The organism is Salinigranum rubrum (genome assembly GCF_002906575.1).
In the GTDB taxonomy this organism is placed as follows: Archaea; Halobacteriota; Halobacteria; order Halobacteriales; family Haloferacaceae; genus Salinigranum; species Salinigranum rubrum.
The window spans coordinates 105,170-118,729 of record NZ_CP026310.1; the positions used below are offsets into that span (position 1 = coordinate 105,170).

The window sequence follows — 13,560 nt, forward strand, 5'->3', positions numbered from 1 at the left end:
GGAGTTAGTCCTGTGGCAATCGCCCAGTTCTCACACTGATTGTCCCGGTGTGGGTACAAGGCTTGACACGGTATAGAACACCATAACCAATATATTCCTCAAGCTATACCATTATGTGGGCGCCGAGGCGCCTGGCATCAATCAGGGTATTGGTGTCTGTCATGGTTCCTTATTTCGGAGGGACCGCAATCGCAGCCCCGCTTAGGGACCGGGGCTCTTCGACCGGGACGGAGCGATTTCATCCGGAGTGGTGGCTATATTGGCGTTCGAGCCTTCGATCATGCAGATGGCGCAGATATAAAATCAACGCTCTATGATTGTTTGCGATTCTTTAGTTTTCTCCACCGCAAGAGTGCGAAGTGACAATACAGTCGGATCAAGGGTCGTGCTGTCACCACTCGTTCTCCTGATCGCCTCAAGCTTCTTCCGTGCGGAACGAAGGTGAGTACGTGCGTCTTTGGCGGCGTCTTTCGCTCGCGAAACGTGGCGGTCTTCCGTATATATCCACGCTTTACCCTGTCGCAAAAACTTGATTCCCTCTATGAAGTCCTGAAGCGCATCGTCCAATTCAGCGTACACTGCAATATCGCTCGCGAGTTGGTTGATTTTTGCTTCATACTGTTCCTCCGAGACTGATTCGATAGCAACCATGTCCTGAGCCGTGGCGGACTGGAGAAGATCACCATGTCGACGTACAGCCAACCGCTGCGTTTTCACGAAATTACCAGTATGCGAAGCCGCTACCTCGTGAGAGTCTTGCTCGAATGCTTCAAAAGCATCCATCAATTCGATGTACCCTTCGACTACTGCGAGCTGTGTTTGTATTGTGTGTCGAAGAAATTGCCAACACCGAGCCATCTGATCAGCCTGAACCCGCTGATCCTGATTGGCAGCCGAATCTGCAGCGTTTATGTAGCCATCTTGTGCCTTCGCAAGCGCGATCCGAATTCCGTACATTGAACTAACGAGATCAGTACTGGCAGCTGTAACGTCAGTGATTTCACCCCCATATTGACCGATAAACGCCTCGACGACGGCTGTGAACCGCTGATCTGCGGACTCCAACCGTTCAAGTCCATAAATCTCCTCGTCGGTTAATTTCACCTGATTTGAGGTCTCTGTGCTGGTCTCAACGGACACAGACACGTTCTCCTCAGGGGTGGGCGTAGATTCGTCAGAGATAGGAATCGCTTCCTCCACAGGAGGCGACTGTGGCGTTGGAGACAGTGGAGAGGGTGTGCTCACAACCCCTGATAATTCATCAGTAGCAAGTGCTTCTGCTTGGCCCGCCTCAGTATCAAGGGAGACACGACTAGAGCATCCTGCTGTCAACCCTAGTCCGAGCGTGGCAAGAAGATCGCGCCTATTCATGAGGGACGTATAGTGTCACGAACCGCTAAAGTATAGACCAAATAATAGTTTGCCAAGCGATTAAGCTCAAAATACCCGGATACACGGTGAATGCCCTTTTGCGGTTAGTAACCGATACACTCAGCGCGAGGAACCCTGATGGTCACGCCAAAGAGGACGTCATTGATCCGAACACGCAACTAAAGAATCACGAAACCCTATAGTGATACCAGATGATGAACGCCCTCAGAACGGTCCTTACTCTGTTAGTAGCTCTCCTCGTAGTCTCTGGAGGTGCTGTTGCAGTATCATCCCCTCGAGACCAACCCACAGATACCACTCCCCAGTTCGGGTATTCGTCGGCGAGACACTCGACATCTCCGCCGTGGAATTGACCGGTGGTGGAACAGTCGGAACCTCAAGCACTACGCTGATTGGGGTTGCCGGCGACGCTGACGGAGAGGTTCAAACAGTTCCTGACCCTACCACTGCGGATTTCAGTGACTTTTCAACCGGAACATATGGTGTCTCTGGAGATTCTGATGAAGACCCAGAACTAGTGGTGACACAGCCACGAGTGACTGAGGTCACCATTGAAAATCGAAATGGGGCGAATGTAACGAATGCGTGGGACCCATCTGGTGAGGGTCTTACCGTTACTGCGCGGTATAATTTCGCCACAGCTGATCGTCTCGACGTGACTGTTGAAGCTCCTGATGGTCTCGATATCACTGCATCAGTCGCCTCTTCGGACCGAATCACGACAGATGGTGGGTCGATTCAACTGGACCTCTCCGATCAAGAAGACGGTACCTTCCAGGTGATCCTCGAAGGCAGTGATCTTGAAGACGCTACTCGAACAGTAACCGTTCGTACGGGACCACGCGAAACCGCCACTGCTACACCATCGACGCCAACCGCTACACCGTCGCCTACGCCCACTGCAACACCGACAGAGACCCCCGACCCAACGCTATCACCAACTGAGACACCGTCACGAATCCCCTCTCCAACAGCGACACCAACGCCGACCGTGACGTCCGAACCGACATCAACAGCAACTGAGACTCCGACACCGGCGCCTACCACATCGACAACGACACCCGGGTTCGGGAGTATGATCGCGCTCTTCGCGCTTTTATCGTTGACAGCATATCTGCTACGACGAGATCAGTGAAGAGAGACTGACTCGTTGTACCCCAGTTTTTTCTCACATGATAACATGATTGACTTATATGCATCGACGGTCCCTCCTAATCGCAGCGACAACTCTCCTCTCTGGTTGCGGAGGAATTCCCTCATCAACTACAGAGACGTCAACCCCGACAGAACTCGCGACGGATTCCACGACCACCCTTCCCCCAACTTCGTCTCCAACGATTACACCTACTCAAACTGAGACACCAACTGACACAGAAACAGCGACTGAAACACGAACGTCTACTCAGACAGAAACCGAGACGCCTGATCTGACTGATCGGGAAGAGCGTGCACTCAGACTAATCAACCGTGCAATCCGAGAGCTAAACCAAGCCGTGTTCATCTATGCAAAGACCGAGGGCGGATCTTTACTCGATATTTCTGCCTCTACAGACACATTTCCACGAGTTTCAGTCGTTCAAGAAATTTCTGATGCACAGGGAGAAATTTCCGACGCAAAACCGTTGGTGAGTGACCGGCAGCGACCAACTTTCGACCAGGTAATAACTGCTCGTAAGTTTCTGTCATATTGTACACAAATCCAAACTTACATAATCGAGGCCTATAGTCAAGTCGTTAACGGCCGCGACGGGGTCGAAAACGAAAGAGAAGGCGCGATCGAATCTGCAGTAGTGGCACTGGAGGATAATACTGAAGATGCGACTAGATTTCTAACTCGTATTCGGAGTGAAACCACCGCCGAGGAGGTGTCTATCGTGCCAGCAATTCCCGCAGAGGATTATACCGCGAAAGTCGCTCAGTTCGATGCCGAGATATCGGGATTCGAAGCTCTCTCCGGTTTTTTAGAATCGATGCGTGAGGCAATCGGGGAACTCAACGACGCCCAACGGTTCGACAGAGTCGATCGCGAGCGTTCGGCGCGAGAAAGTGCACAGAGAGCCGTCGAAGATTTCGAGCGACTCTCCAGAGAGATTCAGACGTTCTTGGACAACCTTTCTGAATCTGGTGCCTCGCTTCGTGAGCTCACGAATAGCTTGATCGAGATCTCAGAAAACAAGAGAGAACTTGCAAGCGAGATACTCGAACAGAACAGCTGATTGAGTGATTCGCCACCTTCGGCATCGAAATGGACTGTGAACCACCCGAACCGCCTGAGAAACTCGAGAAATGTGTCGGTATCGACGTTGGGATTCTCAAGTACGCCCACGACACCGACGGGACCGCCGTCGGGTCGCTTGATCTCTCCGATGTACGGGAGCGACTTGAACGCGAGCAGCGGAAACTTTCGCACAAACAGCACGGGTCGAACCACTGGAAGAAGCAATGGCGGCGGGTCACGGAGTGTCACGCCGACCTCCGACAGAAGCGCCGCAACTTCCTCCACAAGCTCTCGAACTACTACGCTCGGGAGTACGACCTCGTGGCGGTGAAAGAATCGCCGTCGAACAGTCGCAACACGGCGCCGGCGACGTGGCGAACGTTCCTCTCGTTGCTCGAATGCAAGTGCGAACGCGAAGGGACGCACTTCGTGGCAGTCAACCCGAAGAGAACGATAAAAGAGTGCGCGTGGCGTGCGGTGTCTTGACGAAGAAGCCGCTGTGGGTCCGTGATCATTCGTGTCCTACCTGCGGGTTCGAGGCAGACAGGGACGCGAACGCGGCGTGGAACATTCTTTCTCGCGGTCTGGAAGACGTAGGAGTGGGACACTCCGAAAGAACGCCGTGGAGCCTGCAATCCTTGTGGATACGTCCGTATCTGCAAAGCGCGTCGTGGAATCAGAAGCCCAACCCTCAAGGAGCGAACGAAAAAGCGGTGAGCGAGTAAGGTAGGGTAGTTCACGACGACTGATGGGCTTCGTTAAGTTTGCAGCGTGTGATTCAATAGTTTGAATTACGACCGCCATTCAAGTAGAATATCTATCGCTACCCAACGTGATGAAGCCGAACGACGAGTCCATCTGGATTGATATATCCGAGAATATACGTGTCTCTGACATCTCATTGCTATTGACGGTACCGCTTGTGCTCCTGGCGGTGTACCTCCTCCCAATGTCAATGCAGCAATCGTTGCTGCTGGAGTTCGACAATCCGTCGATCATACAACTCTGGAGTTCTTCGTATGTGCACGACGGATATATACACCTCATCACAAATATCGCACTGTACGGTTTGTGTGTCTTTCCCAGTTACCTATTTCTCATACTGGCAAATGAGAGACAGCTATTTCGGTATATCTTTCTTGTATTTTTATTTATCGGCCCACCTGTAATTGCGTTGGTACTCATTATCCGCCTGCACGGGGGAACTGGAGCAGGATTTTCAGGGATTGCGGCGGCCTTCGTCGGCCTTATTCCAGTGTCGATAGTCATGTTCATTCGTAAGCGTGTCTCGAGTGCGGTGTATCCGTCGGTTGGAATGGTGTTCTTCCTTGTCGTCTTGGCAGTGGTGGGAGCGACCTACTCCGGCGTGCCTGCAGCTGTTGGCCTTCTCGTACTCTCAGGCTTGTTCCTCCACCACCACTTCCACTTGATCGGTCAGGAGGAGGTGCAGCGGCTCGTCTCTGAACTGCCGTTGATGAAGGGCTATTTTATGCTAATGGTGGTTGCCATGACATTCTTTCTAGTTTCACCAGTTTTTCTCTTTCCTGAAAATGTTATCCAGAATAATCACACTGTGAGTGCATTCGTGCACTATGTAGGCCTTTGCTTTGGGTACCTCGGATCAACACTGATTTGCATATACATAGAGTGACTTCTCCCACGACGAAAGTCGTGGGCTTTCTCCTTGATTCAGTGTAAGGGCTCTCTATCGTTACACCCAGTGGCCGTCGGGTTTCACCGACGATTATCGGTGTTTCGACCCAGTCACTCTCGACGGGTGAACAGGAACACCGCGAGGGCGACGGAGATGAGCACCGCGATGGGACCGAAGCCAGGGAATTGAGTCGATGATGCGGCCGGCGTCGGAGTCGACTCAGCGGGTTCGACGACGGTTATCCTCGCGGTTTCGGAGTCAACCCGCGCCGTGTACGTCCCCGGTGCGACGATATTGTGTACGAACTCAACTCTCGTCACACCGTTCGCCGGCACCGTGACTTCCTGGGAGCTCACGACCTCACCGAACAGCTCAAGTTCGATCGTATGCGTGTCCGCCACCGACTGGGGGTTCTCGACCGTCACCACGATGGTCGCTGCAACGTCCGTAGAGATACGGTCAGACTGGAACGAGACATCGGTCACGACCGTGTCATCGCCGGTCGGCACGGTCATGTTCGAACTGTTCGACTCCGAAGTCAGGATGGAACTGGAGTTTTCGACCGGCGTCGACGTCGGCGTCGCGGAAGCGGTCGGCGTCTCCGACTTGTTCTCGTCGGTGGAGACGTCAGGGACACCACCACCACCGCCACCTCCACCACCCGGAGCCTCGTTCTCGTCCGAGTCGTCCCCGTCAGAATCTTCGGGTGTCGAACTATCCGTCTCGGTTGATTCGTCCGTCGATGAATCGGTCGAATTCGGCGTTGCTGTCGGGGTCGATAGCCCCGTGGCCGACTGATAGTCGTGGGTGTACTGGAGATCAACGAGTGGCTCGGGAGTCACCTCTGCGGTGTCGTTGCCGAATCCGATCGTGACTGTGTTCGTCCCGGCCTGTATCCAGTCTGCATCCGCCGATAGTGAGGCCGTCTCGCCGGGAGCGAGTGTCCCAGAGTGGCTCGTCGGATTTCCGTTGACTTCGACGACCGGATCGACGGTCACGGTACGTTCGGACATCGACAGCGTATAGCTAATCTCTCCGGCCCCAGCCGCGCTGAAGCTAAGTGACGTCGCGTCGGTCGTCACCGGGAAGGAGACCGTCGAGCCGTCTGACAGCCCGCTCGCGGATGTGCCGTCGTCCGCAGACACCTCAATGTTCGTCGGCGGAACTGTCGTGAGCGTCGCCGACGAACCGGACGTTGGGTAGAACCCGAGACTGTCCTGTCGCCCGTCATTGGTCGCTCTGACTTCGAGGGTGACCTCGGACGCCGTGCCGGGGCTCCATCCGTCGAGGTTGACTATACCACACTCTACGTCACCACTCGCACTGACACTAAAACTCCCAGCATTCGTTCGATAAACCGCGCCATCCCGACTGTCGCCCCTGATGACAGATACCTCAAGCGTCGCAGTCCGTCCTTCAGCCGCAGTGTTCACACAAACGCGTGCGCTCTCGAGGGGTGTTTCGGGGGCGGAGAATACCGCGACGCCGACGTTTCCGAAGTCCAGGTCCGCAGCCTCCGTCGCGGTCGGTGACAGTGTCTCTGGTGAGGTCGTAATCGATAATCGGGGCGCTCCTGCTTCGGGCCCGGTCGGGTCGACGTTCCCACCGATTGCGAGCGTGTCTGAGTCGGATAGCCCGAAAGTGCCCCGATACGTCTGTGGGACAGTCCGTTCGACACCCGTGACGGAGATCTCGAAGTTCGTCACGGCGTCGGGATCAGACACCTCGTACTCGTAGCTGGAACCGGCTGTCGCGTTCGTGACCGTGAGCGACACACCCGAATCAGTCGACGTGAGCGACGTGTCAGATTCCGGGTCGTCGGGTGGGTCAGTCGGCTCCGGCGTGGGCGTCTCCGTTGGCGTCGGCTCCGGCGTTGATTGTGGTGGCGGTGGTGGGTCCGGGGTCTCTGTCGGCTCTTCCGTTGGTTCTTCGGTCGGAGTTTCGGTTGGTTCTTCGGTCGGAGTTTCGGTTGGTTCCTCAGTGGGCTCTTCGGTCGGTGTCTCGGTGGGTTCTTCCGTTGAGGTCTCCGTCGGCTCTTCCGTTGGTTCCTCAGTAGGTTCTTCCGTCGAGGTCTCCGTCGGCTCTTCCGTTGGTTCCTCGGTGGGTTCTTCCGTCGAGGTCTCTGTTGGTTCCTCAGTCGGCTCCGGCGTCGATTCTTGCTCAGGATCACTTGGTTCCTCAGTCTGCGTCTCCGTCGGCTCCTCTGTTGGGTCGTCGCTCTGATTGACCCCCGAATCGGGCGGGGCTGAGTCGGACGATGCAACGAGCGAGGCAGCTCCCGAGAAACTGAACACCGCAGCGGCAATCAGGAGGGCGACCACCAACCCCACCGTGGTGAAGACGTGACGGGTCATGATTCAAGAGGACCGTTCGAGACGTCCGCGACGCCTGTGATTGGTCGTGCCATACATCTCAGCCGAAGATTAAATCAGTCTTTCTATGTTTGAAATTTATTCACGAATAGCGTACAGTCTGTTATTGGGGAGTATTGGCCGGCATCACGATGCCGAGGCCGAGGTCCCGAGTCGAGGCCGGTAGCTCTGCGTCGATAAGGAAAGAGGAGCTGAAGCTTCCCCTCACTGGATCACTGTTCGACGCGTTCGTGGTCGCCTGCTTACTCGTCGACTGCGACGTATGCCATTCGCTCACGAAATCGAGCATGGCCTCCGAGCCTCAACCGACGGGAACTGATTGTCGCGGTCCTCGTGGTGCTCCGAAAGCGCCTCCTTGGCGCGATTCAATCGAGCTGTATTCGCTCGTCGTCGACGCACCAACCGAGGAACGCTCGGACGATGGTAAAGTACGGGCCGTTTGCGTGGACTGACGCGGTCGAGAGAGAGAGAGAGTCATCGTCGTCTTAGACCGCGGACGCGCCCGCGGAGATGCTGTGCATATCGACGGCAGTCAATGACCTCCAAATCCTCGAGAGTCGTGACTCCACGCTGCTCCTCGAGATACTTTTTGAACGCGTTGAGGACGATCTGGTTGTTCGCCCGGTAGTTGCCGGAGTCGAGGCTGGCCAGCCGCGCGTCGATGGCGGCGTCGAGGTCGGTTTCAGCGCTTGAACCCCGGTCTCAGCGTCTGTCATCGATTCGGATGCGGAGACGGCGGACACCCATCTCAATTTACTGTGTCTTTCTGTCCTAAGACACAGTAATGTTCAATACGTCCCTATCAGCCGATTTCGGCCGACTGACCGGCCACAGGCCCCGAACAACCGAGTCATATACTGTATAGTGCTATACAGAATACTCCAAGCAGGAGTTGAGGACGCACCCGACGAAAGATCAAATGTGACGGCACCTGATGCTGATCTTAGAGCTGTCGACAGTCAGGGTCGTGTAATTCTTGTTCCCGAAGTGGTTCACGGCCATCTACGCTATCTACTTTTCGTCGATGCTGTATCCCATCCGGACGAGTTCTACGAGCACATCCTCTCTGTTCCGCAAGGCAGCCCGATAAACCGCCTCACGTAAATCGAATTTAGGGACACTTCGTCCAACCGCAGCCTCAGCCTCCGAGAGCAACTCCCGTTCCCCGTCCACAACGTCATCATGGACAAAGAAAGTGAGCCGCTCTTCGCGTTCGAATTGGACTGACCGATCCTGGACTGCCCGACGAACGATATACGGTTGCTGACTTCCCGAACCATCCGACTCTGTCTGGGAACTACCACCAGTCATCTTACCAGAGTCAGAGGGAGCAGGTTCGGTTCCCTCGGTGGGTTCTTGTTGTTCGGCTGGCGTCGAGTTCACATTATCTGATGACGATTCGCTCGAGGTCTGTTCGTCTTGAGTGTCGGGCTTTTCGTCGGTGTCGTCACCCCAAAGGTCGTCGCCTGACCCCGATTTAAGCCCGGTCATGCTTTCACCTCCGTCTCGTCACGGTCCAATTCACCTGGATTTGGTGGGTTTGGAGCCTCGATGTTCCCTTCTGACTCTAAGTGGCGGGCGAGTCGGTCGAATTGAGCGAGGGTTTCGAGTTCGTAGTCGCGTCGCTGGTTCCGATGTTCTTGGATGTAACGATAGGCGCTACATTTCTCTCGCCAGCATCCTTCAAGCAACGATGTGCGATCGCCGAAGACGACTGGAGTGTCGAATCCTTGCTCTTCAATCTCTCCAATAATCGCTTTTTGATCGCGAGTCCCTTTCACGCGGTTCGGGACGACCGCTAACACTCCGATGTTGATTTCTAGTTGACTCTCGAGGTTCGTTACGAGGTCGTTCAAGCCACTTACCGACGCTTGCCCCTTACCCGATGGCTCGAACGGAAGAACGATATTTCTCGTCGCGTCTAGGGCATTGTAGAGGTGTGGACCGGAGCTTGCAGGTGGATCCACGATGAGAACGTCGTACTGTTTATGGATTTCTGCCTCACGAAGAACCCGCTGTAACTGGGTGTACATCGGGAATGACTCTCCGAAATCGCTCCGTGCATCGCGTTCCTTCCGGAGTGCCTCGGCTAAGTCCTCCAACCGGTTATGTTCCGGGATGATGTCGACCCCGTGTTCGACCGTCTTGATAAGATCGGTTAATTCACCACTGTTACGATTAACGAGGTGGTGAACAAGAGTGTCAACCTCGCTGTTGGCACGGTCCTGGTCGACGTCAAAGAGGTAGCTCAGGTCTCCGTCTTGCGGGTCAAGCGGAACTGCGAGCACGTCGAGTCCGGCTCTGGCGTGTGCTACGGCCAGATTTGCTGTCATCGTCGTTTTGCCGACGCCACCTGCCTCACTGTACACCGCGTACGAGAGCATAGGAAAACCCTCAGTTGCTACAAATATAAGATTACGTCAGACGCTACAAATGCACTAAACAACTGATTACAACAATTCAATCAATCATTTAATACAACTATTTGTAACAAGCGTTTGCAACATGCATTTGGAATATGCACTTGTAACAGACAATTCATACACTAACATGAACCAATGTTTGCAGCGCTAATTTGTAACAAGCATTTGTAACACATATTTTGAAGGAGAACTCACTCTTGCATCGCTAGACGCGAGGCGGGCTTGTCGACACGGTTAACCAACAAGGTGATAGAGAGAGCCAATTGTTGGTTAAGCTTGGCGCTCTTACGTAAAGCTACGGAGACGCAACAGAGCAAGCGTCCCGATTCGCTGCTGTCTATCGATGTCTCATATGCTACCCAACATAGAGACTCCAGATCGACTCATTCCGTAGCTTTGCGTAAGAGCGAAGCTTGATCTGCAATAGAAACGCCGGACACGACCCTAAACCCAGAGTTCCACTGCATGGGTCTACGGGCCTGCAACCGTAGAGTGAATGAGAACCGTACGATGTTGTATCTCCTCCCTGCTCGCATCTTTTCTTCGTCGCTCTCTGAAGAAGGAGGCTAGCGCCTCGATTCGGCTAAATCCATCCGCGTACCGATCGCAGTATATACCCAAGTATCACCCCTGTAAACAGGACCAGCGGCCCGTCAGACATCTCGCCTCGATAAACTAGGAAAGCTATGCCGATGTAAAGCACGAGTACGAGTATCGTAGCGGTAATAAGGACAATTACTCGCCAAGCTGTAATTCCTGCATCCTGCAGTCGAGTCTTGGCTACGTCTGTTTGCATATCCATGAATTCTGTTGAGTAGTCATCAAACTCGCGGTTACTCTTCCGAAACAGACTTCCAGCCGATCCTCACTACTCAAGTGAGATTGAACATATATCAGACAACGACTCTCCGAAAACACGGAGCGCCGAATTAAGTGAGTTCAAATCACACAAGAATGGATAATCTCGTGGTATTATGGACATAGCAAGTTCTGCAGAACAAAAGAGTTCGTCAACCGAGTCGCGCTGCGGAATCATGATGACGAGTGTTGCCTGAGGGAGGAAATGCGTCAGCTCAAAGCGTTCATCCGGCTAAATCTACGGTTGGTTGAGGAGGATGCCTTGTTCAGACTGAGAATGACAACTACAAATCGAGGGGCAACTGAAATAATGACAGAAATGGTCTCGAGTGGCCTCACGCCCCGCGCTCAGTAACGAATGAGGAAACTTGGTGGTCAAGTAGTTTCATCAGTGTCCTCGACATCGGAGAGGTTGCTGAGTGCCTCCTGTTGTCGTGCCGTAAGTCCTTCACTCATCCGACCGCGAGACGCTTTGACTGCTTGCTCAAGTTCTTTAGTTTCGTCCGCGTCAAGCGTCCCGAATCCTTCACGCCAATCGGCTGCCGTCTCGTCCAGAAGCCGAGTTATCAAGTCTGTGAAACTCTCATCGTCTCGTTTACGAGCTTTCAGACGTTCATACACGTCTTCTGTAAGATCGATAGTTGTTCCCATGACTTGTGTTTACCCCCGTGGACACAAAAGCAGTGACAAAGCCATCGGAACACCGGGGCGTGGAGCCTAGTTGAGAAGATGCGATGGAGAAATTGAGGCGGATGGAACCTCCACGCGCTGTGTGCGAGAAGAATTCTCGAATTGAATAGGGTATCTTAATCGATGCATCCAGATGCGCACAGGGCGACAACAAGGTCGAAAGAGAGGCTGGCTAGGACTACCAGGACGAGAGGGGCCAAGGACGAACTCCAGTCACCCTGGCAACCTACCAAGAAGCAAACCTGTCGTGGGGAGACTGACCCCCCCACGTTTCCGACGTCTCCGCCGGACCCATCGAACCCCACGTTTCCGTCGTAACTTTTGGCCCCCTCATTTCCGTCGTTTCCTTACGCCTCACCCCACATTTCCGTCGTTCAGGGAGTCCAGTGAGTGGGGAGAAGCTACTCTCGAGTCCAGTCCTGCATCCGACTGTCCTCAAGGATCGTTTCGCGAACGACTTGCAGGTCTTCGATGAGACGGTTCTGAAGATGAATTCCACCTGCACTACCCTTGTTGATCTTTTCAATTTCGATGACCCCGAGGAACGCTTGTTCTTTTAGAATGTCGCGGAATCGTCGAACCGAGAGGATGTCCATATCGAGGTGGTTGCAGATTCGTTCGTACTGGTCGTACACCCGGCTCGTGAGGAAGGCTTCGTCGTTGGAGTTGACGCTTAATTCGGTCAGTGCGAGTAGCGCGGCTTTCGCTTGCGTGGGCGCACCGTTCACGAGTTCTCTAAACCGGTCCTTTTCGGCATGTTGCTGAGCTTGCCGAACGTGTTCCTCCGTCACTTGCTCTGCACCGGCCTCAAATGCGACCTCCCCAGCATGACGAAGAATATCAATCGCCTTCCGAGCGTCGCCGTGTTCCTGCGCAGCAAAAGCAGCTGAGAGCGGAATCACGTCCTCGGAAAGAACGTCGTCCTGGAAGGCGTCCTCCCGATTGAACATGATTTCGCGAAGCTGGTTCGCATCGTACGGTTTGAAGAACAGTTCCTTGTGCTGGAAGCTGCTTTTCACGCGCTCGTTGACGTTATCGACATACTGAATCTTGTTACTGATCGCGATGATGCCTACACTACAGTTAATCTTCCCTGCTTCCTCAGCTCGTGAGAGTTTCATCAGGACGCTATCGTCATTCATTAGATCGATCTCGTCCAAGATGATGATCACAGAATCAAATTGTGCGTCAAGCGTCTTCCAGAGGAGTTTGTAATACTTCGACGTGCTGAGACCAGTGTGAGGGACGGTGATTCCAGTAGTTGATTCATCGTTCAATTTCGCCGCAAGAGATGAGACAGCTTGAGTCTCGGTATTGTCCTCAGCACAATCAATATACGCTGTTCCAATCTCTACACCGTCTTGGGCGGCATTTTGCGCCCGTTGACTGACGTGTTTTGAAACAAGAGATTTACCAGTCCCTGTCTTCCCGTAGATCATCACGTTCTCTGGAGAGTACCCGTGGACAGCGCCGTTGAGACGTTTGGCGAGTTTCGAGATCTCCTCATCGCGACCGACGATCCGGTCAGCTTCCGGAACGTGACCGATTTTCAGGAGATCCTTGTTCGCGAAGATACGATGCCCGGATTCAAACAGTGGGTCGTCGACAGAACTGGGTGAAGAGTCGGGCGTCATTAAGTATCACACGATGTGAGCGGATGGAGTATAAATCTAGTGGAGGAAACCACCCCACGTTTCCGACGTTACTTATCCAGGATCAGCCGTAAAATGGCTTAATTCGGTGAAATCGGACTACTGATAATATAACCGCATTTCCGACGTAGGGGTAGAAAACCTAGAGACGGTAGCGTGGTCATGATTTCGAAGCTCGTACCCACACACCCTACATTTCCGTCGTAATCGCATACCGGCAGGGGAGGGGAGTTGAAGAGGACGTCCACGACGGAAGAACCGGGACAAGAGCGCTATTGCCGTCCACAAATAGACGTCTGAA

At 53.8% G+C, this 13,560-nt stretch carries 9 protein-coding genes and 1 pseudogene; 4 read left to right on the forward strand and 6 right to left on the reverse strand.

Going from position 1 to position 13,560, the window contains the following annotated elements:
* Window positions 1-303: 303 nt before the first annotated feature.
* On the reverse strand, window positions 304-1,371 hold the full coding sequence (locus tag C2R22_RS21490; RefSeq protein ID WP_162562605.1) for a hypothetical protein: 1,068 nt from the start codon (window positions 1,369-1,371) through the stop codon (window positions 304-306).
* Between the two features lie 1,514 nt (window positions 1,372-2,885).
* On the opposite strand from C2R22_RS21490, the gene C2R22_RS25350 reads away from it, so the two are divergent.
* The 3 genes and pseudogenes from C2R22_RS25350 (at window position 2,886) to C2R22_RS21510 (ending at window position 5,261) form a co-directional block, all read left to right on the forward strand.
* On the forward strand, window positions 2,886-3,608 hold the full coding sequence (locus tag C2R22_RS25350) for a hypothetical protein (protein WP_162562606.1): 723 nt from the start codon (window positions 2,886-2,888) through the stop codon (window positions 3,606-3,608).
* 8 nt (window positions 3,609-3,616) lie between these two features.
* A pseudogene (locus tag C2R22_RS21505) lies at window positions 3,617-4,327 on the forward strand (RNA-guided endonuclease InsQ/TnpB family protein); the annotation flags it as partial.
* A 118-nt stretch (window positions 4,328-4,445) separates the two neighbouring features.
* Window positions 4,446-5,261, forward strand: a complete 816-nt coding sequence (locus C2R22_RS21510; protein ID WP_103427844.1) for a hypothetical protein — start codon at window positions 4,446-4,448, stop codon at window positions 5,259-5,261.
* 113 nt (window positions 5,262-5,374) lie between these two features.
* On the opposite strand, the gene C2R22_RS25960 is transcribed toward C2R22_RS21510, so the two are convergent.
* Complete coding sequence (locus C2R22_RS25960) at window positions 5,375-7,618, reverse strand: hypothetical protein (RefSeq protein ID WP_216824872.1); 2,244 nt, start codon at window positions 7,616-7,618, stop codon at window positions 5,375-5,377.
* Window positions 7,619-8,146: 528 nt separating this feature from the next.
* Between C2R22_RS25960 and C2R22_RS25355 the strand changes: the two genes are divergently transcribed.
* A complete protein-coding gene (locus C2R22_RS25355; protein ID WP_162562607.1) occupies window positions 8,147-8,329 on the forward strand; it encodes a hypothetical protein in 183 nt (60 codons plus the stop codon).
* Window positions 8,330-8,647: 318 nt separating this feature from the next.
* Here C2R22_RS25355 and C2R22_RS25360 read toward each other — a convergent pair whose 3' ends face one another.
* From C2R22_RS25360 to orc4, 4 genes are all read right to left on the reverse strand, one after another.
* On the reverse strand, window positions 8,648-9,127 hold the full coding sequence (locus tag C2R22_RS25360) for a hypothetical protein (protein ID WP_162562608.1): 480 nt from the start codon (window positions 9,125-9,127) through the stop codon (window positions 8,648-8,650).
* Window positions 9,124-10,020, reverse strand: coding sequence for a ParA family protein (locus C2R22_RS21525; protein ID WP_103427845.1), 897 nt, complete (start codon window positions 10,018-10,020; stop codon window positions 9,124-9,126). The genes C2R22_RS25360 and C2R22_RS21525 overlap by 4 nt, the downstream gene beginning before the upstream one ends.
* Window positions 10,021-11,292: 1,272 nt before the next feature.
* Window positions 11,293-11,568, reverse strand: coding sequence for an antitoxin VapB family protein (locus C2R22_RS21530; protein WP_103427846.1), 276 nt, complete (start codon window positions 11,566-11,568; stop codon window positions 11,293-11,295).
* A gap of 440 nt (window positions 11,569-12,008) precedes the next feature.
* Window positions 12,009-13,241, reverse strand: coding sequence for a DNA replication protein Orc4 (orc4, locus tag C2R22_RS21535; protein ID WP_103427847.1), 1,233 nt, complete (start codon window positions 13,239-13,241; stop codon window positions 12,009-12,011).
* Window positions 13,242-13,560 lie beyond the last annotated feature (319 nt).

What these genes read in the sequence shown, in the direction of transcription:
- C2R22_RS25360 (WP_162562608.1), bottom strand. Translation starts at nt 9,127, where the DNA reads ATGACCGGGCTTAAATCGGGGTCAGGCGACGACCTTTGGGGTGACGAC.
- orc4 (WP_103427847.1), bottom strand. Translation starts at nt 13,241, where the DNA reads ATGACGCCCGACTCTTCACCCAGTTCTGTCGACGACCCACTGTTTGAA.
- C2R22_RS21530 (WP_103427846.1), bottom strand. Translation starts at nt 11,568, where the DNA reads ATGGGAACAACTATCGATCTTACAGAAGACGTGTATGAACGTCTGAAA.
- C2R22_RS21490 (WP_162562605.1), bottom strand. Translation starts at nt 1,371, where the DNA reads ATGAATAGGCGCGATCTTCTTGCCACGCTCGGACTAGGGTTGACAGCA.
- C2R22_RS21510 (WP_103427844.1), top strand. Translation starts at nt 4,446, where the DNA reads ATGAAGCCGAACGACGAGTCCATCTGGATTGATATATCCGAGAATATA.
- C2R22_RS25355 (WP_162562607.1), top strand. Translation starts at nt 8,147, where the DNA reads ATGCTGTGCATATCGACGGCAGTCAATGACCTCCAAATCCTCGAGAGT.
- C2R22_RS21525 (WP_103427845.1), bottom strand. Translation starts at nt 10,020, where the DNA reads ATGCTCTCGTACGCGGTGTACAGTGAGGCAGGTGGCGTCGGCAAAACG.
- C2R22_RS25960 (WP_216824872.1), bottom strand. Translation starts at nt 7,618, where the DNA reads ATGACCCGTCACGTCTTCACCACGGTGGGGTTGGTGGTCGCCCTCCTG.